Source organism: Xanthomonas cissicola (assembly GCF_008801575.1).
In the GTDB taxonomy this organism is placed as follows: domain Bacteria; phylum Pseudomonadota; class Gammaproteobacteria; order Xanthomonadales; family Xanthomonadaceae; genus Xanthomonas; species Xanthomonas cissicola.
Genome location: NZ_VZPL01000006.1, coordinates 1 through 26,305, shown reverse-complemented (window position 1 = coordinate 26,305; position 26,305 = coordinate 1). Strand labels below are relative to the sequence as shown.

The 26,305-nt window shown below is 65.0% G+C and carries 19 protein-coding genes, 1 other RNA gene and 2 pseudogenes; 18 read left to right on the top strand and 4 right to left on the bottom strand.

Features of this window, described 5'->3' with window-relative positions:
* Positions 1-342: 342 nt before the first annotated feature.
* On the bottom strand, positions 343-1,785 hold the full coding sequence (locus tag F7R02_RS04085; RefSeq protein WP_033484361.1) for a hypothetical protein: 1,443 nt from the start codon (positions 1,783-1,785) through the stop codon (positions 343-345).
* Between the two features lie 268 nt (positions 1,786-2,053).
* A complete protein-coding gene (locus tag F7R02_RS04080; RefSeq protein ID WP_139371015.1) occupies positions 2,054-4,240 on the bottom strand; it encodes a RelA/SpoT family protein in 2,187 nt (728 codons plus the stop codon).
* Between the two features lie 290 nt (positions 4,241-4,530).
* Between F7R02_RS04080 and pqqA the strand changes: the two genes are divergently transcribed.
* The 10 genes and pseudogenes from pqqA to F7R02_RS04030 all read left to right on the top strand — a co-directional run bounded on the left by pqqA (position 4,531) and on the right by F7R02_RS04030 (position 14,463).
* Positions 4,531-4,611: a pyrroloquinoline quinone precursor peptide PqqA gene (gene pqqA / locus F7R02_RS04075; protein ID WP_002812057.1), complete on the top strand. Its 81-nt coding sequence runs from the start codon at positions 4,531-4,533 to the stop codon at positions 4,609-4,611.
* A gap of 83 nt (positions 4,612-4,694) precedes the next feature.
* On the top strand, positions 4,695-5,594 hold the full coding sequence (pqqB, locus tag F7R02_RS04070; RefSeq protein WP_005924707.1) for a pyrroloquinoline quinone biosynthesis protein PqqB: 900 nt from the start codon (positions 4,695-4,697) through the stop codon (positions 5,592-5,594).
* Complete coding sequence (pqqC, locus tag F7R02_RS04065; protein WP_005921461.1) at positions 5,591-6,343, top strand: pyrroloquinoline-quinone synthase PqqC; 753 nt, start codon at positions 5,591-5,593, stop codon at positions 6,341-6,343. The genes pqqB and pqqC overlap by 4 nt, the downstream gene beginning before the upstream one ends.
* Positions 6,340-6,618: a pyrroloquinoline quinone biosynthesis peptide chaperone PqqD gene (pqqD, locus tag F7R02_RS04060; RefSeq protein ID WP_005921459.1), complete on the top strand. Its 279-nt coding sequence runs from the start codon at positions 6,340-6,342 to the stop codon at positions 6,616-6,618. The genes pqqC and pqqD overlap by 4 nt, the downstream gene beginning before the upstream one ends.
* On the top strand, positions 6,615-7,733 hold the full coding sequence (gene pqqE / locus F7R02_RS04055) for a pyrroloquinoline quinone biosynthesis protein PqqE (RefSeq protein ID WP_003482516.1): 1,119 nt from the start codon (positions 6,615-6,617) through the stop codon (positions 7,731-7,733). Before pqqD ends, pqqE begins: the two co-directional genes overlap by 4 nt.
* 62 nt (positions 7,734-7,795) lie before the next feature.
* A complete protein-coding gene (locus F7R02_RS04050; protein WP_015463489.1) occupies positions 7,796-8,308 on the top strand; it encodes a hypothetical protein in 513 nt (170 codons plus the stop codon).
* A 436-nt stretch (positions 8,309-8,744) separates the two neighbouring features.
* Positions 8,745-10,259 carry a PhoPQ-activated pathogenicity-related family protein gene (locus F7R02_RS04045; protein ID WP_078590220.1) on the top strand — a complete coding sequence of 505 codons (1,515 nt, stop codon included), beginning with the start codon at positions 8,745-8,747 and terminating at the stop codon, positions 10,257-10,259.
* 302 nt (positions 10,260-10,561) lie between these two features.
* Positions 10,562-11,594, top strand: a pseudogene (locus tag F7R02_RS04040) (glucokinase family protein).
* A 100-nt stretch (positions 11,595-11,694) separates the two neighbouring features.
* Entirely contained in the window at positions 11,695-14,328 is a 2,634-nt protein-coding gene (locus F7R02_RS04035) for a TonB-dependent receptor (protein ID WP_078590219.1), read from the top strand.
* A 61-nt stretch (positions 14,329-14,389) separates the two neighbouring features.
* Positions 14,390-14,463, top strand: a non-coding RNA gene (locus F7R02_RS04030) — sX9 sRNA.
* Positions 14,464-14,544: 81 nt separating this feature from the next.
* Here F7R02_RS04030 and hrpA read toward each other — a convergent pair.
* The gene (hrpA, locus tag F7R02_RS04025) at positions 14,545-18,666 is read right to left on the bottom strand and encodes an ATP-dependent RNA helicase HrpA (protein ID WP_078590218.1); all 4,122 of its coding nucleotides are present in this window, start codon (positions 18,664-18,666) and stop codon (positions 14,545-14,547) included.
* Between the two features lie 102 nt (positions 18,667-18,768).
* On the opposite strand from hrpA, the gene F7R02_RS04020 reads away from it, so the two are divergent.
* From F7R02_RS04020 to F7R02_RS26300, 6 genes are all read left to right on the top strand, one after another.
* A complete protein-coding gene (locus F7R02_RS04020) occupies positions 18,769-19,317 on the top strand; it encodes a Dps family protein (RefSeq protein ID WP_003482535.1) in 549 nt (182 codons plus the stop codon).
* 482 nt (positions 19,318-19,799) lie between these two features.
* Entirely contained in the window at positions 19,800-21,596 is a 1,797-nt protein-coding gene (gene recQ / locus F7R02_RS04010; protein ID WP_011052052.1) for a DNA helicase RecQ, read from the top strand.
* A gap of 138 nt (positions 21,597-21,734) precedes the next feature.
* Positions 21,735-22,232: a hypothetical protein gene (locus F7R02_RS04005; RefSeq protein WP_078586656.1), complete on the top strand. Its 498-nt coding sequence runs from the start codon at positions 21,735-21,737 to the stop codon at positions 22,230-22,232.
* A gap of 78 nt (positions 22,233-22,310) precedes the next feature.
* On the top strand, positions 22,311-22,715 hold the full coding sequence (locus tag F7R02_RS04000; RefSeq protein WP_003482540.1) for a response regulator: 405 nt from the start codon (positions 22,311-22,313) through the stop codon (positions 22,713-22,715).
* A 181-nt stretch (positions 22,716-22,896) separates the two neighbouring features.
* Entirely contained in the window at positions 22,897-23,073 is a 177-nt protein-coding gene (locus F7R02_RS26305; RefSeq protein WP_167520961.1) for a hypothetical protein, read from the top strand.
* A gap of 599 nt (positions 23,074-23,672) precedes the next feature.
* The gene (locus tag F7R02_RS26300; protein ID WP_167520960.1) at positions 23,673-24,098 is read left to right on the top strand and encodes a hypothetical protein; all 426 of its coding nucleotides are present in this window, start codon (positions 23,673-23,675) and stop codon (positions 24,096-24,098) included.
* Between the two features lie 90 nt (positions 24,099-24,188).
* On the opposite strand, the gene F7R02_RS03990 is transcribed toward F7R02_RS26300, so the two are convergent.
* Positions 24,189-24,905, bottom strand: coding sequence for an rRNA pseudouridine synthase (locus F7R02_RS03990; protein WP_078590217.1), 717 nt, complete (start codon positions 24,903-24,905; stop codon positions 24,189-24,191).
* Between the two features lie 208 nt (positions 24,906-25,113).
* Here F7R02_RS03990 and F7R02_RS03985 point away from each other — a divergent pair, with 208 nt between their 5' ends.
* Together F7R02_RS03985 and F7R02_RS03975 are read left to right on the top strand one after the other, a co-directional pair.
* Entirely contained in the window at positions 25,114-25,320 is a 207-nt protein-coding gene (locus F7R02_RS03985) for a hypothetical protein (protein WP_005913665.1), read from the top strand.
* A gap of 510 nt (positions 25,321-25,830) precedes the next feature.
* Positions 25,831-26,181 (top strand): annotated as a pseudogene (locus F7R02_RS03975) (MCP four helix bundle domain-containing protein); the annotation flags it as partial.
* Between the last annotated feature and the right edge of the window lie 124 nt (positions 26,182-26,305).

The window sequence follows — 26,305 nt, the reverse complement described above, 5'->3', positions numbered from 1 at the left end:
ATTGGCGCCTGGATCGTTTGCATCACTAAACGCCCCAGGACACGCAGTGATTGGCGATTGATCCGCCTTCGCCGCATCGCGACGCTGCGCACGTACCCTCATCTGCCCCTTCGGAGCACCTTCTCCGGTGGGAGAAGGGAGTGTGCATCCCAGCTTGTATCGCGTGCTGGTTGAAGGCTGCACAGTTTGGTTCACCTGCGTCTGCAGCACGCATCGCATCTGATGCAAATATGGGGGCTTGAAGCGTGGGACTGTGCCCGTACCTGATGCAACACGGGCCTTAGACCGTGGGACTGCACACGCTCGGCGGGCTTCCAAGTTGCCCACATCACCAGCAACCGCTCACCGCTGTTCGGCCACCGCCTTGACCCGCCGCGTGAATTCGGCCAGTTCCGGCAAACCCGGATCCAGCTGATGCGCCTCGTCCTGCGCACGGCGGGCGAAGGCTGCGTCCTCCTGGCCCAGCCGCTCGCTCCCGACCGCCACCCAGCGCTGTGCAAGGCGGCGTCGCGCACCGGCCAATGCATCGGCATTGGGTGTCAGCGCCTGCCAGGCATCCAGGCACCCACGTGCGGCACGCAGGCGGTTGTTGCGCAGTTCGTCCTCGAAACAACGTTGGCTGGCCGGTACCACGCGCGCCGCTGCCCGCAGCACACGCGGATCGCGCGGCGCCAGCGCCTGCGCGGCACGCACGGCGTCGTAGGCGCTGGCGCCCGGGGGTGTCATCCAGTGTTGCTGCGCTTGGGCATCGGCAACGCGCTGCAGCAATGCCCGCAGACGGCGCTCGCGCGTGCCCCGCGACAGGCTCGCGTCCGGGCCGCGCTGGGCGTCGCGCGCGCGCGCAATCGCTTGCTCGGCCTGCACGATCGACGCGGCGCCCGGCGCCAATTGCTGCGCCTGACCCAAGGATTGCAACGCATCGTCGAAGTGGAAATCCGCCGCCTGCCGGCTGGCCTGTGCGGCGTACTCGTCCGCCACCTGGTCGCGGCCCCGCTGGGCGGCCCCATCGTCCGGTTCGGCGGCGAGCACCGCGTTGAAATCGCGCGCAGCCGGGGCCAGGCGACCACGTCGCAGCAAGGCCTGCGCACGTTGACGCCGTTGCTCCAGCACCCGGTGGTACTGGCCTTCGGTGAGCGGCATGTCGACATGCCCGGCGTCGTAACGCTTGGCCGCGGCCAGCAGCGCCGAGGCCTCGCCGAGCTCATCGCGCGCCAGTGCGTGGCGTGCCTGCGCCAACAGATCGGTCAAGGCGTCTTCGCGGCCTTCCAGTGCGTCGGTGCGGTCAGGCGCCAGGGTCAGGATGCGTTGGTAGAGCGGCAACGCACTCTCCGGCGTGCCGTCCAGGCGGCCCTGCTGCTGGGCAGCCGCCGCCTGCGCCAATAAGGCATCCAGCCCGACCCGACGCGCCTGCAGCGCGCGCAGCCGCGCCGCAACCGGGGCGATCTGCGCCTGCGGCGCCTCCAGGGCGGTGGCCAGCGCCAGCGCGCGCTGCGCTGCTGCGACATCGCCTGCTGCAACCGCTGCACGTGCCTGCACTACCGCAGCAGCGCCGGTCCGCGCCAGCCCGGTCCGGGCTTCCCCACGGTCGCTGTCCAGTGCAAGTGCGGCGGCGAACAGTTCCCGCGCACCGCTGCCGTTGGCGGCGCTGAGCTGGCCGCGCGCCAAGGCCGCATCGCCCCGCTGCAACAGTTGCTGGATGCGCGTGTCCGGCCACAGCCAGTCGGCCAGCGGCCTGCGCAGCACGACCACGGTGAGCAACAGACAGACGCACAGCGCCAACACCATGCGCCAGAGCGCGCGGCTGCGCAGTGGCGCCCAGAGGCGGGGCGATCTGGCCCAGCGCGGGAGCAAAGACATACGGTGGCGTCCATCCTTGGCGCGACCTGACGGGGACGCGTTCACCGCATCATGGTAGCGGTGGAGGTTGCGAAGGCGGCGTGGGCTCTTCGGGAATCGGGAATCGGGAATCGGGAATCGTCAGGCAAGCACAGCTCTCGCCCCTCATGGGCTGTGTGTTTCACACCGGGGCGCACCTTCCAGGTACGCGGCGTCCTCAGCCCAGCCGCCGCACCTCGCTCACCCCGGGCAGCGCATCCAGCTTGCCAAGCAGGCCGGACAGCTGGCCGTAATCGCTGACCTTCAAGCGCAGCCGCAGTTGCGCCCTGCCGGTATCGCGAACGTTGTCGCTGTTGATTTCCAGCACGTGCGCGTCTTCCTGGGCGATCAGGTTGGTGATGTCCTTGAGCAGCCAGCGGCGGTCCACCGCGCGCACCTGCACATCCACCTCGTAGCCGCTGCCGGCCTTGCCCCACTCCACCGGCAACACGCGCTGCGGGTGGGCGGCCGCCAGGCGCGCCAGTGCCGCGCAGTCGGTGCGGTGCACGGTGATGCCACGGCCGCGAGTGAGGTAGCCGGCAATCGGCTCGCCGGCCACCGGCTGGCAGCAACGCGCCAACTGCACCAGCAAATTGCCCACTCCCTCGACGGTGAATTTGGATTTCCCCAACCCATCGCGCCGCGCGGTCGGCCGCGGGGGTGCCGGTACTGCCGGCTGGGACGCGGCGCGCTCGGCCTCCAGCAACGCACGGCTGACTTGGTTCGGGCCGGTATCGCCCAGGGCGACCTGGATATACAGCTCGTCGATGTTTTCGGCGTGGAATTTGCGCGCGGCCACGCTCAGATCCGCATGCTGCAGGCCCAGGCGCTTGAGCTCGCGATCAAGCAAGTCCTTGCCCGCTTGCACGTTGCGCGCGCGGTCCAGCTTATGGAACCAGGCGCGCACCTTGTCGCGCGAGCGCCCGCTGGCCAGAAAGCCGTTGGAGGCCAGCAGCCAATCGCGGCGCGGGTCCGCTTCCTTGGCGGTCATGATCTCCACGCGGTCGCCGCTGCGCAGCCGGTAGGTCAGCGGCACGATGCGGTCGTTGACGCGCGCGCCACGGCAGCGATGCCCGACCATGGTGTGCACGTGATATGCAAAATCCAGCGGCGTGGCACCTTGCGGCAGATCGATCACCTCGCCCTTGGGGGTCAGCGCGTACACGCGGTCTTCGATCAGCTCGGCATCCAGCGCGCCGGCCAGCTCGCCATGCTCGCCCTCCTGCACCTGCTCCAGCAGCTGGCGCATCCACAGAATCTTGCGGTCGAAGGCCTTTTCGCCGCCCTTGCCGCCTTCCTTGTATTTCCAGTGCGCGGCCACGCCGAGTTCGGCCTGAGCGTGCATTTCGAAGGTACGGATCTGGATTTCGATCGTGCGCCCTTCCGGGCCGACCACCGCGGTATGCAACGAACGGTAGTCGTTGGCCTTGGGCCGGGCGATGTAATCGTCGAACTCGCTCGGGACCGGCGCCCACAGCGAATGCACCGCACCCAACGCGGCGTAGCAGGCGGCCACGTCATCGACCATGACCCGCACCGCACGGATGTCGTACAGTTGATCGAACGACAGACGCTTTTTCTGCATCTTCCGCCAGATGCTGTAGATGTGCTTCGGCCGCCCGCTCACCTCTGCGCGCAGGCCCTGCTGGACAAGCGCTGCCGACAAGGTGCGCTTGACCGCTTCCAGGTAGCGCTCGCGCGCCACGCGGGTTTCGTCCACTTCACGGGCGATGCGACGATAGGTCTCCGGCTCCAGATGCCGGAATGCCAGGTCCTCCAGCTCCCACTTCACCTGCCAGATGCCCAACCGGTTGGCCAGCGGCGCGTGGATGTCGCGCGTGAGCTGGGCCAGCGCGCGGCGCTCATCTTCGCTCAGGCGATCGGCCACGCGCATGCGCGCCAGCTGCCGTGCCAGCAGGATCGGCACCACGCGCAAGTCGTGGATGATGGAAAGCAGCAGACGTCGCAACCCTTCGCTGTTGCGCCCGGCCTCGCGTCCGGCATGCAGCGCCCAGACCTGATCGGCTGCGTCCAGGCCGTCTAGCAGACCTTCCACCGCCACCCGCCGCTCCGCCGGTTGCCACGGCAGGCCCGCGATCGCGCCACGCAAGGCAGGCAAATCGAACAGCAACGCCGCAATCAGGGTGGCTTCGTCGGCAGCCAGCAGTGCCAATGCATCCAGGGTGTCGCCAAGCAATGCCCACGGCACGTTATCGGTCTGCGCGGGCGGCAGGTCCTGCCAGGCCTGCGCCAGCGCATCGCGCACTGCGGGCGCGATCGAGGCCACGGCGGGACGCTGCAGCAACGCCTGCAGACGATCAAATGAGAAACTGGTCACAGCGGTGGACACGGCGGTGGGCAACAGCAGGGGGCTGACGACTACGGTAACGTGCGCGTCACCTTCTCCACAACGCGTTTTGCCGAGGCGCTCGCCATGCGAGACGCCGCTCTCGCTTATGCCAGGTTCACCCGGCAACGTCTTGATTCGTAACCGCCAGGCGCGAAAAGCGACACGGCGCCGCAAAGGAAAGTTGGGACCGACGCGCCTTTTTACGTGCGCTTTACAACTGCGCCAGACCGCCTGCCTATGCTCGGAAGACGTCGTGCGTTGCATCTAGCAGCCAGCGACGTTTTCCCCAACTGCGAGGTAGCCGTATGAAGACCTGGAAGAAGCCTGTCGTTCGTGAAGTCAATTGTGGCGCCGAAATCAACTGCTACGTCTCCGGCGAGTTTTGATCCTGCACGTTTCACGTGCACCTTGCCGCCCTTCCTCTTGATGCATGACCGGCAGTTGCCGGCAGATTAGGTCACAGTTCTCCATGCGCATCATCGTCTTGGGATCGGCGGCCGGCGGTGGGCACCCGCAGTGGAATTGCCACACCTCCGCAAGCCTGCGGGCGTGGCAGCAAACAGACGGTGCCCAGCGTCGTACCCAGGCCAGTATCGCGGTCAGTGCCGATGGCGAGCGCTGGGTGCTGATCAATGCCTCTCCCGATTTCCGCCAACAAATTCTTGCAACACCTGCCTTGTGGCCGCAGCACGGGCTGCGACATTCGCCGATCGAGGCAGTGCTGCTGACCAGCGGCGAGATCGACCACATCGCCGGACTGCTCTCGATGCGCGAAAGCCAGCGGTTTTCATTGCATGCCAGCAGCCGCGTGTTGGACCTGCTCGCGCAAAATCCCATCTTCGACGCCGTCAATCCGCACTACGTGAGCCGGCAGCCGTTCGCGCTGGACACACCACTGGCGCTATGTGGGTTGCAGCTCACGCCATTCTCGGTGCCCGGCAAGGTGCCCTTGTTCATGGAATCGCGCAGCGGCGGCGACCTGGCTGGGTCCAATGAAGAAACCCTCGGGCTCACCATCGACGATGGCCGCCGCCGCATGCATTACATTCCCGGCTGCGCTGCGATGACCGACGCCTTGCGTGCGCGCCTGCAGGACGCCGAACTGGTGTTCTTCGACGGCACGTTGTGGCGCGACGACGAGATGGTGCAGCTGGGCATCAGCCAGAAGACCGGCCAACGCATGGGCCACATGAGCATCGATGGCCCCGATGGCACCATCGCCGCGTTCGCACCCTTGAACGTGGCGCGCAAGATCTTCATCCATCTCAACACCACCAATCCCGTGCTCAACACCTTCTCGCCCGAGTTCGCCAGCGCGCGCGCCAGCGGTTGGGAGGTTGCGCATGACGGCCTAGAGATCGCCCTGTGACCGCCCTGCTCAGCCCCGACCAACTGGAAGCGGACCTGCGTGCCATCGGCGCGCGCCTGTATCACGACCAGCATCCGTTCCATGCGCTGTTGCACCACGGCAAGCTCGACCGAGGCCAGGTGCAGGCCTGGGCGTTGAACCGCTTCGAGTACCAGCGCTGCATTCCGCTGAAGGACGCGGCGATCCTGGCGCGCATGGAAGATCCGGCGCTGCGGCGGATCTGGCGGCAACGCATTCTCGACCACGACGGCAATAGCGCCAGCGATGGCGGCATCGCGCGCTGGCTACACCTCACCGACGCGCTCGGCCTGGACCGCACGCTGGTGGAGTCCGGGCGCGCGCTGCTGCCGGGTACGCGATTTGCGGTGCAGGCGTACCTGCACTTCGTGCGCGAAAAAAGCCTGCTCGAAGCCATCGCCTCGTCGCTGACCGAATTGTTCGCGCCCAACATCATCGGCCAGCGCGTGGCCGGTATGCTCAAGCATTACGACTTCGTCTCGTCCGAAGCGCTGGCCTATTTCGAACATCGCCTGACCGAGGCGCCACGCGATTCGGATTTCGCGCTGGATTACGTCAAGCAGCATGCCGATACGGTCGAAAAACAGGCGCTGGTCAAGGCCGCGTTGCATTTCAAGTGCTCGGTGCTGTGGGCGCAGCTGGATGCACTGCATGTGGCCTACGTAGCGCCAGGCATCGTCTGGCCGGATGCCTTCGTGCCGGACCGCGACGCCAGCCGGGTCGCAGCATGAGCGGCATTACCCGCGATAGCCGGCCGGCGCTGCGGGCGGGCGTGCGCCTGCAACAAGACCGCGCACGCGATCAGTGGGTGCTGCTCGCACCCGAGCGCGTGGTCGAGCTGGACGACATCGCCTTGGTGGTCGCGCAGCGCTACGACGGCACACGCTCGCTGGCGCAGATCGCGCAGGAGCTGGCCGCAGAATTCGATGCGGACGCAGCGCAAATCGAAGCGGACGTGATCGAACTCACCGATACCCTGCATCAGAAACGTTTGCTGCGGCTATGAGCATCGCGCCACCACCGCTGTCGGTGTTGTTGGAGCTGACCCACCGCTGCCCGTTGGCGTGCCCGTATTGCTCCAACCCGATCGCGCTGGCCGCGCTGCGCGAGGAAATGGACACCGCAGGCTGGCGCTCGCTGTTGCAGCAGGCCGCCGACATGGGCGTGCTGCAGGCGCATTTCTCCGGCGGCGAACCGATGCTGCGCAAAGACCTGCCCGAACTGGTCGCACATGCGCGCGCGCTCGGGCTGTACAGCAACCTGATCACCTCCGGCGTCGCTGGCGGCGAGCCGATGCTGGACCAACTGCAGGCGGCCGGGCTGGAACATGTGCAGCTGAGCGTGCAGGACGTAGACCCGGCCGGCGCCGACCGTATCGCCGGCTACCGCAATAGCTTGTCCAGGAAGCGCGAATTCGCCGCTGCGGTCCGCGCACGCGGCCTACCGCTGACGATCAACGCGGTACTGCACCGCCATAACGCCGAGCGCGTGCCCGGCATGATCGCGCTGGCGCTGGAGTGGCAGGCCGAGCGCATCGAAGTAGCGCACACCCAATACTACGGCTGGGGCCTGCGCAACCGCGCTGCGCTGATGCCCAGCCGCGAGCAACTGCTGGCCACCATCGACGCGGTGGAAACCGCACGTCGCCAGCTCGGCGACCGCCTGGCGATCGATTTCGTCACGCCCGATTACTACGCGCGCCAGCCCAAACCCTGCATGGGTGGCTGGGGCCAGCGTTTCGTCAATATTTCTCCGCGCGGCGATGTGCTGCCCTGCCATGCCGCCGAGACCATCGAGGGCATGCGCTTTGATAATCTGCGCGAGCGCTCGCTGGCCGACATCTGGAACAACGGCGAGGCGTTCGTGCGCTTTCGCGGCACCGCATGGATGCCGGAGGTGTGCCAGGGCTGCCCCAAGCGCGAGATCGATTGGGGTGGCTGCCGCTGTCAGGCACTGGCGCTCAGCGGCGATGCCGCCACGCTGGACCCGGTCTGCGAGCGTTCGCCCATCCATGCGCAGGTGCGCGCAGCCGCCGAGCAGGAGTCGGCATCGCCGGCACCGGCCTTCGTCTACCGCCGCCCCGAACGCCTAGCACCAGCCGCTGCGGACATGCTGGAATAGGCAGCGCCGGCGTGCGTCAACAGCGTCTACACTAGCCCCCTCTTCTTCTTCGGATGGCTTCCATGTCGCTCGCGCGCCGCATTCCCTTGCTGGTTTGCCTGACCTTGGCGTTGCATGCCGCCCCCGCCCTGGCGCAACGCGCGGTGCAAGGCGACCTGCAGTCGCAGATGAGTGCCGAACAGTTCAAGGCCGCCGGCCTGGACAAGCTCAATGCCAGCGAACTGGCTGCGCTCAACGATTGGCTACAGGGCAAGGTCGCCAAAGAGGCCGCAGTGGTGGTCGAACAGGCCAAGGAAGCCGGCCGTCAGGAAGTGATCGTCAAGAACCGCGGCTTCTTCGACTTCGGCAGCAAGGAGCCGATCGAGAGCACGATGCTCGGCGAATTCAAGGGCTTTTCGAAGGGCCGCGTCTACACGCTGGCGAATGGTCAGGAGTGGGAACAAACCGATACGGCCAGCCTGTCCGCAGTACGCAAGGATGCACCCAAGGTCAAGATCAAGCCGGGTCTGGTCGGCGTGTGGTATCTGCAGATCGAGGGTTACAACACCCCTGCAAAGGTGCGGCGGATCAAGTAGCGCATCCGCCACGCTTTCGCGGCTGCCGAAGACGGTCGCCGCGCTTGGCATCGGCAGGCGCCACGCGAATCCCGCCACTGGGCGTTGCGCATGCAAGATCGCAACTGCAGCCGCTGCACTTCGCCCGCGGGATGCCGCTCACTGCAGAGCAGCGCATGCGCAAGGCAACGCTGGTGCCGGCAGACAGAGCGCAAACCTAGGTGCGCCCCCTTTAGGCGCAGCTGACGTGGCGCGCCGAATCATCGTACTCCGCATCGCGCAGACACAGCCCATTGCCGGTAGCGAGAAGCGCCGCCCTCCTTACCGATAGCGACCACGCGTACACTCCTGCACACACCGCGCGCGCCACCCCGTCGCTGACGCGACTGCTGACCACGCTTCCCATGCGATTGGCGCGGCAAGCGCTGGCCACACGCACGGTCTCTGGAGAACCTGCATGCGCTCGATGACCTATTGCAGCCTGGTACTGCTATCGTCACTGACACTGTTTGCCGGCATCGCGTCCGCTGACTCACTCGCTTCTGCTGCGTCGCCGGCAGAGCGCTGCGCGAATGCACCGGACGTTGGCTTCGGGCAATCCTTGGTGTGTTACCGCGATGCCATCGAACGACAACCGTTGACCTATACGCGCGTTGGCACCAGCAGCGTTGCCGGTGTCGAGCGGCGCGACTACCTGCTGACCTCGCAGGACTGGTCGCCAGAGGGACTGGTCACGCCGTCGCGCTGGCAGCATGACGTGGCGATCTATGTGCCGAAAGAGGCCTTGCCCACGCGCGCGGTATTGATCTCAACCAACGGTACGCGTCATCCGGTGGATGGCAATACGGCGCAGCCGGCCAGCGAGTTGGCGCCCGAGGCGCTGGCGGCGTTGGCGCAACGCACCCACACGGTGGTGATCGCGCTCAGCGACATTCCCAACCAGGCGTTGAGCTACCAGGGCGATACCAACCCACGCCGCGAAGACGACAGCGTGGCCTATAGTTGGTCGCTGTTTCTCAAGGCGCCGCAGCAGCGCAAGACACTGCCGCTGCACGTGCCGATGGCGGCCGCGATTGCGCGCACCATGAGCCTGGCCGAGCGCGAATTGGCCCCGTTGCAAGTCCACCGCTTCGTGCTTGCCGGCGCCTCCAAACGCGGGTGGGCCAGCTGGCATGCCACCATCGCCGACCGGCGCGTAGAGGCGGTGGCGCCATTGGTGATCGACATCCTCAACATGCCGGCGGTGCTGGAGCATATGTCCCGCACCTATGGCGGCAACTGGCCGATTGCCTTCGACGCCTATGCAAAGCAGGGCATCACCACACAACTGCAGACCCCGGCTTTTGCGCAATTGGTGCAGCTGCAAGATCCGCTGAGCTATTTGCACACGCCGTACCGCACACGGCTGGCGGTGCCCAAGTACATCGTCAATGCCAGCGGCGACGACTTCTTTTTGCCGGACAACGCCCGGTTCTTCTATGACGCGCTGCCCGGCAGCAAGGCGCTGCGCGTCCTGCCCAATAGTGCGCACAACATTCGCGCCTCTGTCGTCGATACCCTGGCGCCGTTCATCACGCGCCTGCAGCAGCAGCGCCCGTTACCGCAAGTGAGCGGTGTGTTGCGTACCGGCGAAGCGCCGCAGATCCGCTTCCGCTCCTCCGAGCGGCCAACGCAGGTGCAGCTGTGGAGTGCACATAATCCACAGGCGCGCGATTTCCGCTACGCCTGCGGCATACGCTACAGCGCCACGCCGATTGCGCTTGCCGACGGCGGCACCGTCTCGGTACCGGTGCAGATTCCGGAGAACGGCTGGAGCGCGTATTTCGTGGAAGCCACTTACGCGGATGGATTCGTTGCCACCAGCCAGGCCTATGTACTCGGCAAGCAGCGTTACCCCACCCAGGCACCGCCCACCGATAACGCGGCCTGCAGCACGCTGCCTGGCGTGACCAGCGGTGGCGCCGGGCCCTGACGCAGTCCTTGAAACAGGGTGGGTGGGGCGATAGCCAACTGAAGCACCCGGTGGGCAGCTGGGCGCCATGCGCCGGCTTGCCGAGTCCGCTTTTCACCAACCACTGCGCCACGTTGGACGCATTTGTCCACTTTGCGCAACGAAGTCCGCACAGACAACCCAGAAGCGCACGTTTTTGCACTTGAGCACGCCACCAAGATCGATTCAACCCGGCTGATCCATTGACATCGTTGTCACCAACTCCTAAACAGGCCCCTACTCGCTGACGGCATCGGCCGGTCAGACGGACCAAAGGACTGAATGTGGCTGCGACTTCGCGTTCCGCTTACGCCTCTGCCTCGCCCGATGTCCCCGTTGCCATCAGCTTCATCGCTGCCGATGTCGGCGGCACGCATGTGCGTGTCGGGCACATGCTGCAGGCGCGCGATGCAGCCATCGAGCTTTCGCATTACCGCACCTATCGCTGCGCCGAGCACGCCAGTCTCCAGGCCATCCTCGAGGATTTCCTGCACCAGCGGCGCGGCGTCGATGCGGTGGTCATCGCCAGCGCCGGCGTGGCGCTGGACGATGGCAGCTTCATCAGCAACAACCTGCCATGGACGATTTCACCCAGCCGCATCGGTGCTGCACTGGCAGTGCGCAACGTGCACCTGGTCAACGATTTCGAGGCGGTGGCCTACGCAGCGCCGCAGATGGAACAACGCGCCGTGCTGCAGCTGAGCGGGCCGACACCGCGCCATGCGCGTGCCAACGGGCCGATTCTGGTGGTCGGCCCCGGGACCGGTCTGGGTGCAGCACTGTGGATCGATGCCAAGCCACGCGCGATCGTGCTGGCCACCGAAGCCGGCCAGGTCGCGCTGGCCAGCACCCACCCGCGCGAGTACGCCGTGCTGCAATGCCTGTTACGTGACCGGCACTATTTGCCGCTCGAGCACGTGCTCTCCGGCCCGGGATTACGGCATCTCTACGATGCGGTGTGCGAGCTGCATGGCGCAACGCCGCGTCATCGTCTGCCCGCCGCCGTGACGCACGCAGCGCTGCACGAAGACGATGCGCTTGCGCGCGAGTGCCTGGAGATTTTTTGCGGCCTGCTGGGGAGCGCGGTCGGCGACATGGCGCTGGCCTACGGCGCTGCCGGTGGCATCTATCTGGCCGGGGGCTTCCTGCCGACGATCGGCCAGTTCCTCTGGCAGCGCCTTTGCCGAGCGCTTCCTGGACAAGGGAAACATGCGCGCTGTGCTCGAACGCATTCCGGTCAAATTGGTCGAGCACGGGCAACTGGGCGTGCTCGGCGCGGCCAACTGGTATCTGCAGCACCACACCGACCTGTCGTAAGCGATACCACGCGTTCTACCCCGAGCGCGCGTCTGCAAGACCCCGCATCCGGCGAGCGGCAGCCCGCCGTCCATCCCTGTGCGTGATGAGGAGAGACATCATGAAATACAGCACTACCCTGTCCAGCGCCATTGCACTATCGCTGGCATTCGCTGCGCAAGCCCAGGACAGCGCTGGTACGCAAGCCACCGACCTGGATGCCGTCCAGGTGGTCGGCATCCGCGCCAGCCTGGAAAAATCGCTCGATACCAAACGCAACAACACCGGCATCTCCGAGGCGATCACCGCCGAAGACATCGGCAAATTCCCGAGCACCAACGTGGCCGAAGCGCTCTCGCAGATTCCCGGCGTGACGTTGGACAGACGCTTCGGGCAAGGCGAGCGCGTGAGTATCGACGGCACCGACCCCAGCCTCAATCTGTCGTTTCTGGACGGGCATCCGGTCGCGCAGGCGATCTGGCTCTACGGCGAACAACCCAGCCGCGGTTTCGATTACACCCTGCTGGCCCCGCAGATCCTGGGCCGTGCGGAAATCCTCAAATCCTCCGAAGCGCGCCTGACCGAAGGCAGCCTCGGTGGCACGGTGCTGATGCATACGCGGCAGCCACTGGATCTGAAAGTCAATGAAGTGGCTGCATCCATCGGCTACAGCTACAGCGACCAGGCCAGCCAGGGCAAACCCAACGCGGCACTGCTCTACAGCTGGAAGAACGCAGCCGAGACCTTCGGCATTGCGGTCTCGGCGCAGCATTACGAAGAACGCGTGGACCGCCGCGGCATGGAGGTCTTCGGCTACGTACCGGCCAGCACTTTCGCCAATGCCGCAGGCGGCGTGCCTGCCGATGCGGATGTGCCCAACTCGATCAACGCTGCCTGGTTCCAGCAGGATCGCGAGCGCGACAGCGCCGTGGTCAACCTGCAACTCAAGCCCAGTGAAGCGCTGGAGTTCACTCTGAGCGGCCTGTACATCAACGAGAACTTCGACAACTACAACCAGTCGATGTACAGCTTTTTGACCTGGAATGCCGGCACGGTGGCGGCGGTGGACCAACTTGGCGGCGTCCGTAACGGTGTGGTCACCAGTGGCCACTCCAGCGCCAATGCCATCCCGCTCGGCGGTACGGTGATCTACGACAACAACGTGCGCGAATCGGAGGTGACGACCAAAGGACTGGATCTGCGCGGCGCCTTCCGCGGCGAGGGTTGGGGCTTGAACGGACAGGTGGGCCAGAGCAAGTCCGAGAACAAAGATCTCTCGCAATACTTCATCGAGCCTTTCTACAACGGCGGCTTCAGCTGGGACACCCGCCGCGGCATCCGTTTCGACGATTCGGTAGCGGCACGTAACCCGGCCAATTGGGGTTCGGCCGGCGGCTGGTTCGGCAACAACGGCATCTTCTCTACCGAAAGCAAGGACACGTATGGCCAGCTGGATTTGAATCTGCAGTTCGACAGCGTGTTCAATCAATTGTTGCTGGGCGTGCGCCACGGCAAGCACGACGAGCGCTTCGAGCTCAATGTCTATGGCGGCGTCACACCCGGCACCCTGGCCGATGTGGGCACGATAGGGCTCACCGATCTGCAGGGGTTCTATCCCGATCACGGCCGGCACATACAGGCAGGTCGCAACAACGTGCTTAACTGGATCCGCAACAGCCCGGTCGATTACAGCGCACCGGATCCGGCCAGCTACCTCAACAACAGCTGGGCGCTGGAGCAGACCAACAACGCAGCCTATGCGCAGCTGAATTTTTCCAGTGGCGGTCTGCGCGGCAATCTTGGCGTGCGCTACGTGGATTCCAAGACCGAAGGCAGCGGCTTCGTCTACAGCGGCACGCCCTCCCTCGCCGACGCCGGCAGCCTGTGGCAGACCCGCACCCGCAAGGAAGACTTTCTGCTGCCTTCGCTGACGCTGTCGTACGACACCAGCGACGACTGGGTATTCCGCTTCGCTGCGGCCAAGGTCATCGCCTGGGCACCTTACAACCAGATGGTCAACAACACCTTCCTCAACGACACCACGTTGACCGGCAGCGGCGGCAATGCAGACCTGTCTCCGTACGAATCCTGGAACTTCAATCTCTCTGCCGAATATTATTTTGCGCAGCAAGCGGTGGTGGCGTGGTCGGTGTTCTACAAGAAGATCGACAACTACATCGACACCAGCGCCAGCGTGGAGCGCCAGTACAACGCATTGCGCGATACCGCACCGCAAAGCTGGGCGCAGTTGGTGGGCAGCAACGGCTGCACGGCCGATGGCTATTGCGACTACAGCATTCAACGGCCGCGCAATGCCGGCGATGGCAAGGTCAAGGGCTTCAACATCTCCTTCCAGCAACCGTTCGGCGACAGCGGCTTCGGCCTGACCGCCAACTACACCTATGCCGCTGGCGAAAACAACACCGGCGATGCCCTGCCCTACCAATCGCGCAACAGCCTCGCCTTCAGCCCCTGCTACGAAAAAGGCCCGCTCAATGCGCGGCTGACCTACAACTGGCGCGACAGCTACCTGGCCGGCGGTTATGTGGCCGGTGCGGCACCGGCAAGCGTGGACGATTACGCCGAACTCGGCGCCAGCGTCGGCTATGCCTTCAGCCCGAACTGGTCGCTGCAGGTCGATGCGCAGAACCTGCTGGACGAGCAATACCTGCAGTATCTGGGTGACAAGGACCACCTGGCCGGTCGCTACAAGAGCGTACGCCGCTACATGGCCAGCCTGCACCTGAAGTTCTAGCGTAGCCAGCAACACGACTGCGCTCACCGCCGGGTGGGCGCGGCCGGTGCCCAGAATCGGCATCTACCACTTACACATGCCGGTTCCTGTGCGCCGTCCCGCCCGCCTGGCGCCTGCTCGCTACGTCTGTTAGCAGCTCTCAGCTTCTAAGACGGACGCCGCGCGGGTTGTGAGATGCGCTCGGCCCGTGTCGGATGCGCAGCCTTGCATCAGGCCTCAGCTGCGCAATGCAGCCACCCGTTGCGACAGTTTCTTCGCCGAAACGCCGGATTTTGCACCCAGCTCCTGCGCAAATACCGACACGCGCAGCTCTTCCAGATCCCAACGCAGCGCCTGCCACTCTTGGCGGTTTTGCAAACCGCGCGCGGCGGCCTCTTCCACTGCATCCACGAACGGTTTGAGCTCAAGCATGCGCGCCTGGTCGCGCGCAGGATCGCGCTTTGCGCGTTCGGTGCGCAGGATCATCGCCCTGAGGTAGCGCGGATAATTGGCCAATGCGTCGGCCGGGGTGTCGCGCAGGAAGCCTGCATGCACCAGCGCGCGCAGTTGCTGCTCCATGTCATCCAGATTGCCGCGTGCCCAGCCCATCAACGGTGCTTCCAACAGTGGCTTGAGTTCGGCCACGGCGCCCAGGATGCTTTCGGCCAGCTTCAAGCGCTCCATCGCTTCGCCGAACAGCCGCTTGCTCGCATCGTCTCGGCGCTGCGCAAATGCGCCGGGGTCGCGAATGGCGCCCAGGCCATCGGCCAGCACGGCGTTGAGCGCCGCATCGACCAGATCGCCACGCAAGCGTTCCTGTGATTCGATCGCCGCATACAGCAGCCCGGTCTTGGGCGACACCGGCAGTTGCTTGCGTGCCTGTTTGATCTTGTCGGCCAATGCGATTTCCAGCAAGCGCCGCACGCCGCGCGGATGCGCCCGCGCCGCTTCGTTGCGGTCGGCGAAGATGCGCAGCGCCGCGTTGTCACCCTGATCCACCAGCGCCGGGTACGCCGGGACGCCGGCTTCGCCTGCCACCTGCTCGGGAATCGGCGCGCCCGGAAAATCGCGCAGGCCTTCGGCGGCCAGCGCGCGCCCGGCCCGTGCGGCGAATGCCTGCCCGGCACGCTCGCCGAAGCGCGCCCGCAGCCCGTTCAGATCGCGCGACTCGGCCAACACTTTGCCGTCGTCGTCGCGCAGGCGCAGGTTCATCAGCAGATGCGTGTCTAACGCCTGCTCATCGAAATCCAGCGCGGTGACCTGCGTCCCGGTGGCCTTGGTCAGAAAGCGCGCCAGCTCGCCACGGATATCGTCGGCCGAGGCCACACTGTAGGCCTCGTAGAACGCGCGCCCGAAATCCGGTGCCGGCACGTAGTTGCGGCGTTGCGCCTTGGGCAGGCTACGAATCAACGCAGACGCCTTGTCGGCAACGAATCCCGGTGCCAGCCACGACAGGCGCGAAGGATCCAGCGCATTGAGCAAGTGCAATGGCACATCCATGGTCACGCCGTCGTCGACGGCACCCGGCTCGAAACGGTAATGCAACGGTAGGCGCGCATCGCCAAGCGGGAAATACTTCGGAAAGCGATCGGCTTCGCTGCCTTCGCCCGGCAGCAGATCGTTCAACGACCAATGCAGGCTGCGGCGTTTGTCCGGCGGCAAGGTCTTCCACCACGCATCCAAGCCGCTGGCCGAATGCAGCTCGGCCGGAATGCGATCCAGATACCAGCGCGCCTGCCAGCCTTCGTCGGCAACGATACCGGCGCGACGCAACTTGGCCTCTTCTTCGCGTGCCTGCTCGAGCACTTTGAGGTTATCGGCCACGAATGCGGCCCGCGTATTGATTTCGCCGGTCACCAAGCCTTGGCGCACGAACAGATCATGCGCTGCGGCCGGATCGATCTTGCCGAAATGCACTGGCTTTTTCGGCGCCAGCACCAGCCCGAACAGGCTGATCTGTTCCGAAGCAACGACCTGCCCCTGCGCACGCGACCAATGCGCATCGAAATGCTTGCGCGCCAGCAGATGCGGCAGCTCGGCAATGGCCCAGTCCGGCTCGATCGCGGCATTGGTCATGCCCCACACTTTCTGCGTGTCCAGCAACGTGGCCGCCAGAATCCACGGCGGCGGTTTGCGCGCCAGCGCCGAACCGGGGAACGGCACGAACCGGCGTTGCCGCGCGGCCAGATAGTCGCCCTTTTCCGTGCGGTGGCCGATCTGGGTCGGCAGCCCCGCCAACAGCGCGCGGTGCAGCGCCTGATAGGCCGCCGCACGTTCGCGTTCGCTGCTACGGGCCGATGCTTCGGCAGCTTCGGCCGGCTGGTTCACCGCAGCCGGCGCGGGTGTCGCAGGCGCTGCGTTGGGATCGGGCCTGCCTTCGCGCGCCAGTCGCGCGGCACGGTGCAGCTGGCCACGCGTGGGTCGGTTGGCGTTGTGGCCGTCTTCGCGGGCGGGCGCACTGGCACCGGCCAGCAACGGCGCCAGCATCGCGTTGGCCGGCTCTTCGCTCCAGCCCAGTTCTTCGCACAGCAACCGCAGCTGCCGATGCAGCTCGCGCCACTCGCGCATGCGCAAGAACCCGAGGAAATGCCGGTTGCACCAGTCGCGCAGCTTGGACTGGGTAAGATCTTCATGCACCTGCCGGTACGCATCCCACAAGCGCAGGATGCCGACGAATTCAGAGCGCGCATCGGCAAACAGCGCATGCGCGTTATCGGCCGCTTCGCGCGCCTCCGGCGGGCGCTCGCGCGGATCCTGGATGCCCAGGAATGCGGCGATGATGATCATCTCGCGCAAGCACCCATGTTGCTGCGCGGCCACCAGCATGCGCGCCAGCTTGACGTCCACCGGCAGGCGCGCCATCTGGCGGCCGGTCGCGGTCAGACGCCGCTGCGTATCGATGGCGCCCAGCTCCAGTAGCTGTTGCCAACCATCGGCCACCGCACGTTCGTCGGGTGCTTCCAGAAACGGGAAGTCTTCGATCCTGCCCAGCCCCAGCTGCAGCATGCGCAAGATCACCCCGGACAACGAGGAACGTCGGATTTCCGGATCGGTGAATGCCGGACGCGCGGCAAAATCCGCTTCGGCATACAGCCGGTAGCAGATGCCCTCGGCAATACGCCCGCAACGGCCCATGCGCTGGTTGGCGCTGGCCTGCGAGATCGGCTCGATATGCAGGCGGTCCAGCTTCTGGCGCGGGCTGTAGCGTTTGACGCGGGCAAGCCCCTGGTCCACCACATACCGGATGCGCGGCACCGTCAGCGACGTTTCGGCCACGTTGGTGGCCAGTACCAGGCGCCGGCGCGGGCCCGGGTTGAACACGCGGTCCTGATCGGCTGCCGACAGCCGCGCATACAGCGGCACCACTTCGGTTTCGCGGTATTTGCGCCGTTCCAGCGACTGGTGCGCATCGCGAATCTCGCGCTCGCCCGGCAGGAACATCAGCACATCGCCGCGCGGGTCGATGCGGGTGATCTCATCGATGGCCGCCACGATCGCATCGTTGACACTGCGCTCGCCGTCGCGGCCGCTGCCGTGTTCTCCATCGTCGCCGTCGCCCGTATCGCCTTCCAGCGGGCGATAACGCACCTCGACCGGGAAGGTGCGGCCTTCCACGCTGATCACCGGCGCGTTGTCGAAGTGCTGCGCAAAGCGCTCGGTGTCGATGGTGGCCGAGGTGACGATCAACTTGAGATCGGAGCGCTTGTGCAGCAACTGCTTGAGATAGCCCAGCAGGAAATCGATATTGAGGCTGCGCTCGTGCGCCTCGTCCACGATGATGGTGTCGTAGGACGACAGCCAACGGTCGCTGGCGATTTCCGCCAGCAGGATGCCGTCGGTCATGAACTTGATGCGCGACTGATCGCTGACGCGATCGGTGAAGCGCACCTGGAAGCCCACCGTGGTGCCCAACGGCGTCTTCAGCTCGTCGGCCACGCGCGCGGCCACCGCGCGCGCGGCGATCCGGCGTGGTTGGGTGCAGCCGATCATTCCGGCGGCTCCGCGTCCGGCCGCCAGGCACAGCTTGGGCAGCTGAGTGGTCTTGCCCGAGCCTGTTTCGCCGGCGATGACCACCACCTGATGGTCGCGGATCAGCGCGATGATGCGCTCGGCCTCGCGCGCAATCGGCAACTGGTCGTCCAGCGTGATGGCCGGCTGCTGCTCGGCCCGTGCCTGGCGTTGCGCCTGCGATGCCGCCAGTGCCTGCTCGAACGCATCGCGCACCTGCGGGTTGCCTGGCTTGCCCTGCCAGCGCGACCATAGGCCCAGCAAGCGGCCACGGTCGCGGCTCATCGCGCCATCCACGGCACGGCGGCGCTCACGCAAGGTGTCGGCAAGGGTGGAGTCGATAGCGCTCATTGATGGAAAAATGTGAAAAATTGAATGACGTTTGATCCTTTAGCCTGTCTATTGTGACGCCATATCAGTTCCCTAAGACATCAACCCCGCAAGGACCATCCCATGTCCAAGAAAAAGAACGCCAACAAGCCCGTCGTCGTCAGCGACGCCCTGCCGGTCGCTGCTGCATCGGCGCCGCATATCGATATCGGGATCAAGGACAGCGATCGCAAGCAGATCTCCGACGGTCTGGCCCGCTACATGGCTGACGCCTTCACCTTGTATCTGAAGACCCACAACTTCCACTGGAACGTCACCGGGTCGATGTTCAACTCGCTGCACACCATGTTCGAAACCCAGTACACCGAGCAGTGGGCGGCGCTGGACGAGGTGGCCGAGCGCATCCGCGCCCTGGGCTACAACGCTCCAGGCTCGTACCGCGAATTCGTCGCGCTGACCTCGATCCCGGAAGAGCCGGGCCTGAGCGACAGCGCCGACTGGCGTGAAATGGTGCGCCAGCTGGTCAGCGGCAACGAAGCGGTCTGCCGCACCGCACGCAAGGTGCTGGGCACCGCCGACGACGCCGGCGACGACCCGACTGTGGACCTGCTGACCCAGCGCCTGCAGACCCACGAGAAGTACGCCTGGATGCTGCGCTCGCTGTTGCAGTAAAGCCTCTGGGCTTCGCCCCTTCGGGTTTGCCCAAGGTTTCGCAGTTGCGAAACCTTGGGCCCCTGCTCAATTGCCTGCCACACCCCGCGCCTTTGGCGCGCCCCCTAACTCAGGGGGCTCTTGGTGTCATGTTCACTGCGATAGAGCGCATAGAGCACGGGCTGTGCAGTACTCAGCATTCCTTTGCCGGGCCACGCATATCGAAAGTCTTTGAGCCCCTCTCCCGCCGGGGGCGAGAAGGCACAGCTTGCGCGCCACTGGCGCGCATGCCTCGGCGCGCCCGCGCCGCAAGCGCGTGCCGGGGCGCGGAGCGGGGGGTTGGGTGAGTACGCAGCGAAGCCTCGTGCAACTCACTGCTCCCAACTCCTCACGCATCACTGGTCAACCCAACATCCACATCACGGCAATCCCTGATGCGGCTTCGCGCAACTCCACCCAGCAACACCCCGGCCAGGGCTTGACCCGCACGGTATCCTAGGCGGATGTCTTCCCCCGCCCACGAACTGCTCAGCCGCGTCTTTGGCTACGACGACTTCCGCGGCCCGCAGCAGGCCATTGTCGAACACGTCGCTGCCGGCAACGATGCCCTGGTCCTCATGCCCACCGGTGGCGGCAAATCGCTGTGCTACCAGGTGCCGGCGCTGCTACGCGACGGCATCGGCATCGTGGTCTCGCCGCTGATCGCGCTGATGCAGGATCAGGTCGAGGCCCTGCGCCAGCTCGGCGTGCGCGCCGAGTTCCTTAATTCCACCCTGGATGCAGAAAACGCCCAGCGCGTGGAACGCGCCCTGCTGTCCGGCGACCTGGATCTGCTTTACGTTGCGCCGGAGCGCCTGCTGACCCAGCGCTTCCTTTCATTGCTGGAACGTAGCCGCATTGCGCTATTCGCCATCGACGAAGCGCATTGCGTCTCGCAATGGGGCCACGATTTCCGCCCGGAATACCGCCAGCTCACTGTACTGCATGAGCGCTGGCCGCATGTACCGCGCATGGCGTTGACGGCCACCGCCGACCCGCCGACCCAGCGCGAGATCGCAGAGCGCCTGGATCTGGTAGACGCGCGCCACTTCGTCAGTTCCTTCGACCGCCCCAACATCCGCTACACGGTGGTGCAGAAGGACAATGCGCGCAAACAGCTGCAGGAATTCCTGGGCCGTCATCGTGGCTCGGCCGGCATCGTCTATGCGATGTCGCGGCGCAAGGTGGAAGAAACCGCGCAGCAACTGTGCGCGCAAGGCTTCAATGCACTGCCCTATCACGCCGGCCTGCCGGCAGAGGTACGCGCAGAAAACCAGCGCCGCTTCCTGCGCGAGGACGGCATCATCATGGCCGCCACGATCGCTTTCGGCATGGGCATCGACAAGCCGGACGTGCGCTTCGTGGCGCACGTGGATCTGCCCAAATCGCTTGAGGGCTACTACCAGGAAACCGGACGCGCCGGCCGCGACGGCGATCCCGCCGAGGCCTGGCTGTGCTACGGCCTGGGCGATGTGGTGCTGCTCAAGCAGATGATCGAGCAGGGCGAAGCGGCCGAAGAGCGCAAGCGTCTGGAGCGCGCCAAGCTCGACCACCTGCTGGGCTATTGCGAATCGATGCAATGCCGTCGCCAGGTGCTGCTGGCCGGCTTCGGCGAGACCTATCCCAAACCCTGCGGCAACTGCGACAACTGCCTGACCCCGGCCGCCGCCTGGGACGCCACGGTGGCCTCGCAGAAAGCGCTCAGTTGCGTCTACCGCAGCGGGCAGCGCTTTGGCGTGGGTCATCTGATCGACATCCTGCGCGGTAGCGAAAACGAGCGTATCAAACAGCTGGGGCACGACCAGCTCAGCACCTACGGCATCGGCCGCGATCTGGACGAACGTACCTGGCGCGGCGTGTTTCGCCAACTGGTGGCCGCCAGCCTGCTGGAAGTCGATAGCGAAGGTCACGGCGGCTTACGCCTCACCGATGCCAGCCGCCAGGTGCTCAAGGGCGAGCGCCAGGTCATGATGCGCCGCGAAAACCCGGCTGCCGGGCGCGAGCGTAGCGCGCAGCGCACCGGCCTGCCGGTGCAGCCGCAGGATCTGGCGCTGTTCAATGCCTTGCGCGGCTTGCGCGCGGATCTGGCCAAGGAACAGAACGTGCCGGCCTTCGTGATCTTCCATGACAGCACCTTGCGCAACATCGCCGAACAACGGCCAACCAGCATCGATGCGCTCTCGCGGGTGGGCGGCATCGGCGGCGGCAAGCTGGCGCGCTACGGCGCGCAATTGATCGAGATCGTGCGCGAACAGGGCTGATGCAGCAGCGTGTGTCAACACAACACCGCAGACGGCACAAAAATCCGCAAGATCGACAGCGCGCATTCAATCAGCCGTTGCTAGTTTCACACAGCGAGCTGGCACGCGCTGCCAGCCCCTCTTCGTAGAGTCCAACCGATGAAACGCAGCCTGCTTGTCCTGGTCACTCTGTTTGCCGCCGGCAGCGCCGCCTCTGGAAGTGCGTTGGCCCAAGCCAGCGACGGCAATCCCGACACGGCGACCGCACGTTCGCTGGACCTGAGCCTTCCGCAAGCCCGGGTGCAGCTCCGCTCCGACCCGGAATACAGCAACGACCCGCCGGGCACCTTCTACGGCGACAAGAGCGGCCCCAAGCCGGCACTGGCCCGGCCAAGTGCAGCCTCCATCGCTGCCGAGCGCGCCGAGCAATGCCAGGGCAAGCTGCATGGTGCTGTCGAAACCGGCCTGGGCTATTCCAGCCGCGGCGGCAACAGCAACTGGCAGGCGGTGAATTTGAATTCCTGCAAGACCTATTACGACGACGACGGCAAGGCGCACCAAATTGGCGTCAGCATCAGTGTCGGACGTGGTGAGGGCTCCATCTTTGGCCCGCGTTATGCCCCCGGCGGCTATGGTCCAGGCCCGTTCGGCTGGTAACCATACGGCGAGGTTTGCGTTGACAGAGGGTTCACTGCCGCATCGCTGAGAATGTGGCCTGCCTTACGAGACCAGCTCATGCCACAGAACAAGGAACGGCCGGTTGTCTTCGTTGTCGAAGACGGCGACGGAACCCGACAGCTCAGCTGCCTTGTGCTGGAGAGCTATGGTTTCACCTGCCGCAGCGCCGGCTCGGTCGAGGAAGCCTTGACCTTGATCGAAAGCGATCCGCGCGTGGATGTGCTGTTTTCCGATATCCATTTCCCGGGTGGCCTGACCGGTGTGGACCTGGCGCTCAAGACCGCACACGCGCCGTACAACCTGCCGGTGCTGCTGACTTCCGGCCTGGCCGTCGAATACGTGGAAGAGATCCTCCCCGACGGCGTTGCCTTCCTGGAAAAGCCGTATACCCCTGAGCAACTGCTGAGTGCGATCCGCAGCGTGATGGCCAAGCACCGCGTGCTGGCAAGCCCGGTCGCGTAACGCGAGCGGCCACGACTGGACAGCCGCCCACAATCCCGGTGTTGAATGCCAGCCGTCGCGCGGTGCGACGGCGACGGGGACGGGGACGGGGATTGACCACAACACGGTAGTACCACAGACGCGCCGCAACGCGCATCTGGCAACGCCGTGTCTTACGCCAGGGGAAAACACGAGACATCTAGTGACCGCAGCCGTTGCCATGGCTGCGCTGAGCGGTTGCGTCACGGTCATGAACGATGCAACGCAGCCAATTCGGGGCGACACCAAGAGGGCCGATGGACAACTGGTTTCCGGCGCCGACCGCGCCATCAGCAACGACAAGGACCGCGTGACGGTGAAGTCCGGCCAAACCGCATAAGTGCGTCGTTCCGCGCGCAATCTGGATGTGGCCTGCGTACTGCCGCCCGGCTAACGCGACGCCGCAGGCCGTCCCATCTCGCGCGCCAATGTGGGCATTTGAGGCAACATTCTGACTTCAGCGCGGTTTGCGGCAGCGGCAGCGGCAGCGGCAATACGGTGCAGATCGATTGTTCCGGCTCCACTGCAGCTCCACCTTTCAGTGATGCGGTGAGCGGGGAGTTGTGGGCGCAAGCCCCGTTCATACGCAGATCGTCGCGACGGCTGTCGGGAACGCCCCGACAGCGTGTCGGCTCGCTCCCGATTTACCCGACCGATGTCGCATTTAAACTGCAGCCACCGGACGCGAGGCCTGTTGGGCCGCTCAACTCGCGGGGCGCAGAGCACGCCCCTGCCGGGACACGGACGAGTAAAGGCGCGAGAGAATGGCCGCGCCTCCTCCCCGATCTGCCCGTGCGTTCGCTCGTGCAGCCATTTAGCAGGCAAGAATTGCCGCCAGGTTCGATGCCTGGAAGCCCTGCCTCGCCCTGCAATTGACCGCAGTCAACCGACGTTGCGATCGCGCATCTCATTGGCACTCAATCAGCGCAGTATGCCCATGTGCGCGCATCACGCCGCAAGCGCTCGCTTGGCGGCCAGCTCATGCACGGGGCCATCCTTCCCGAATCACGCTGCACAGGCACGCTCCCCGACGTGCAAGGTGGCTGGTTCCTTGCTGCATGGATCGATGCAAGACAACGTCAGCTACCGAGTCACTCAGGTAGATGCTGGAAAAACAGCACTCTGCGTCATCGACGCGACCGAAATATTCGCCTGCTTCTGCAGCAAACCATGCATTTCACGCGATCAAGCAGGCTGCTCGCTAGGCTAACCTCATCGCAGCGCTGTGCTGCGCAAGACTGTCAGGAGTTCCGCATGGGCGACAATTCGTTTTTATCTCCGGCCTTCATCATCCTGGTCATTGGTGTGATTGCCGTTGTGCTGTTTCTGGTCACGCGTGCAAAGAAAAAGCGCAACAAGAAATAATCGCAGCATGCATGCTGCCGCGACTAAGCACATTTGCACGCAAGCGCTACGTGATTCCAGCTGCTGCAGCCGCATGCCGCGGTGCTCCAGTCAGAACCGCTCACCTGCCGGCAGGTAGCGCCATTCGCCGATCGCCAGCTTGCCCAGCGACACCCGGCCCACGCGCAAGCGGCGAATGCTCCTGACCTCCAGGCCTACTTCGCCGCACATGTAGCGCAGCTGGCCGGGCTGCACGTGCTTGATCGCAAACCGCAGGCGGCCTTCGCTTTGCCAGCTCACCTTGCAAGGCGACAGACTGCGTTGCTGGTAGACCAAGCCATGCGCCAGCCGCGCCATTCCGTAGGGACGCAGCTCACCCTGCACTTCAACCAGAAATTCCTGCTCGATCGCGCTGGCGTCAGCGCTCAGCCGGCGCAGCACGCGGCCATCCTGGCTCAGGATCAGCAGCCCGCTTGCGGCGTCTTCCAGCGGCAGCGGCGCTTGCAAGCGTAGGAAGTGCCGCTTCAACACACGTAGGTCGGACTGGTCCAGTGCGCTGCGCGTTGCCGGCGTGGCCAGCGCCAGCGCCAGCGCGGCATCGGCGCAGATGCCTGCGGGCTTGTGCAGTAACAAGGTGGCGGGCTCGGCAGGCGCCAACACCGCATTTGCGGCCAGGGTGACCTGCGCCACGGTAGCCAGCGCCTGCGGTTCTTCGACCACCACGCCGTCCACGCTGACCCACCCGCCCTCGATGTAGTGCTGGGCCTCGCCACGCGAGCAGCCGAACGCGGCAGCTACACATTTATCGAGACGGATCGGATCGGACATGCGGCGAGCTCAGCATCAGGGGACGGCAGTGTACGTGCTGGCTGCTCGCCCGCGTGAGTCGCTGCGCAATGCATTCGATGGTGCGCCCGCGCAGGTCGGCACTGTCCGCTACCGACGCAACGGCAAACGCCGTGCACGCAGACGCCGGCAAACGCTTCTGCACTGCACGACAACGTGGGAAACTCGATGCTCACACAGGAGATCGCAGATGTTTATCCAGTTCGGCACCGCCCGGGTCCGCCTCAACCATATCTCTGTCATCAGCGACCCGTTCAACGCTGGCGAAAGCTTCGGGTCCTACTGCCACTCGGTTCGGGTCGGGCTGATCTCCGGCGAAGAGCTCTTTGCGCGCTTCAACAGCGAGGGTGGCGCCGAGCAACTGCACGCAGACGTGCTCGCTGCGCTGGAAGCCTGAGCAAGAGTGATCGCCATCGCGTCGCGCTGCTTGCGCACGCGATGGCGCAAGCGGCAGCACGTTGCGTTTCCCGGCAGGCATGCTGCAGCGCGGCAACACGCGCGACGCAGCGAGCGGATACTTCAATCCACTACTTCGCACGGCCCACCCGCTACCAGGCTCGCGGCAGATCGTTGCCCAGCGCTCGATGCGGAACTGAGCACTGCATCGCAATCCAATGACCGGTTGCAGGCGCGGCCACGCGCCAATGTCGGCAAAGCGTCAGAAAATCGCTGCACCACTGAGACGCTTCGATCCGGCCAGATGCACATAAATTTGCGCCTTGGAGCTCCCATGTCAGGACACGGGAAGCCGCTGTCATGAAACTTCCGATCTGTAATGAATCAACGGTAAGTATTTTCGATCGACGGTCTTTAGCCCCATGGAATCCGGCCGCTAGCTGGGCAAGGCGCTTGAGTCGATGCACCCCGCATCCACCGAGCTGCTCAGCTGTGCTACCTGGAAGCGGTCATAAATGACTTTCTGCAACGCATCAATGTCGGCCGTCGCCTCGGAATGGCCTTCGGTATTCTGATTCTGCTGTCGGGCCTGCTTGTGGCAACCGGCCTGATCACCATGTCCAATGCGCGTTATGAGCTGGACACCATCGTCAACAACAACATGGAAAGGATCCGGCTGTCCTCCGAAATGCTCGATGCCAACACCAACGTGGCGATCGGCTTGCGCGACGTGGTGATGGTCTCCGGCGATGCGGCCAACCGGCGCGCACTGGACATGATCGAAAAGAGTCGTGCGCGCTACAAGCAGGCCCACGATGCCTTGGCTGCGATGCCGAGCAGCGAACTCGAGAAAAAAGCGCTAAGGAAGCTCTGAACAACGCACCACAGATACGCGACACTACCCGCCTCATCATGTAGAGGATCATCTATGCAGCTGACGTTCGGTGACGCTGAGGGCCTGGGCAAGCGCAAGCAGACCCGGCGCG

Bases quoted from the DNA above. Each gene is read 5' to 3' on its own strand.
- F7R02_RS04085 (WP_033484361.1), bottom strand. From the start codon at position 1,785: ATGGTGTTGGCGCTGTGCGTCTGTCTGTTGCTCACCGTGGTCGTGCTG.
- pqqA (WP_002812057.1), top strand. From the start codon at position 4,531: ATGAAGACCTGGAAGAAGCCTGTCGTTCGTGAAGTCAATTGTGGCGCC.
- pqqB (WP_005924707.1), top strand. From the start codon at position 4,695: ATGCGCATCATCGTCTTGGGATCGGCGGCCGGCGGTGGGCACCCGCAG.
- pqqD (WP_005921459.1), top strand. From the start codon at position 6,340: ATGAGCGGCATTACCCGCGATAGCCGGCCGGCGCTGCGGGCGGGCGTG.
- pqqE (WP_003482516.1), top strand. From the start codon at position 6,615: ATGAGCATCGCGCCACCACCGCTGTCGGTGTTGTTGGAGCTGACCCAC.
- F7R02_RS04050 (WP_015463489.1), top strand. From the start codon at position 7,796: ATGTCGCTCGCGCGCCGCATTCCCTTGCTGGTTTGCCTGACCTTGGCG.
- F7R02_RS04045 (WP_078590220.1), top strand. From the start codon at position 8,745: ATGCGCTCGATGACCTATTGCAGCCTGGTACTGCTATCGTCACTGACA.
- F7R02_RS04035 (WP_078590219.1), top strand. From the start codon at position 11,695: ATGAAATACAGCACTACCCTGTCCAGCGCCATTGCACTATCGCTGGCA.
- hrpA (WP_078590218.1), bottom strand. From the start codon at position 18,666: ATGAGCGCTATCGACTCCACCCTTGCCGACACCTTGCGTGAGCGCCGC.
- F7R02_RS04020 (WP_003482535.1), top strand. From the start codon at position 18,769: ATGTCCAAGAAAAAGAACGCCAACAAGCCCGTCGTCGTCAGCGACGCC.
- recQ (WP_011052052.1), top strand. From the start codon at position 19,800: ATGTCTTCCCCCGCCCACGAACTGCTCAGCCGCGTCTTTGGCTACGAC.
- F7R02_RS04005 (WP_078586656.1), top strand. From the start codon at position 21,735: ATGAAACGCAGCCTGCTTGTCCTGGTCACTCTGTTTGCCGCCGGCAGC.
- F7R02_RS04000 (WP_003482540.1), top strand. From the start codon at position 22,311: ATGCCACAGAACAAGGAACGGCCGGTTGTCTTCGTTGTCGAAGACGGC.
- F7R02_RS03990 (WP_078590217.1), bottom strand. From the start codon at position 24,905: ATGTCCGATCCGATCCGTCTCGATAAATGTGTAGCTGCCGCGTTCGGC.
- F7R02_RS03985 (WP_005913665.1), top strand. From the start codon at position 25,114: ATGTTTATCCAGTTCGGCACCGCCCGGGTCCGCCTCAACCATATCTCT.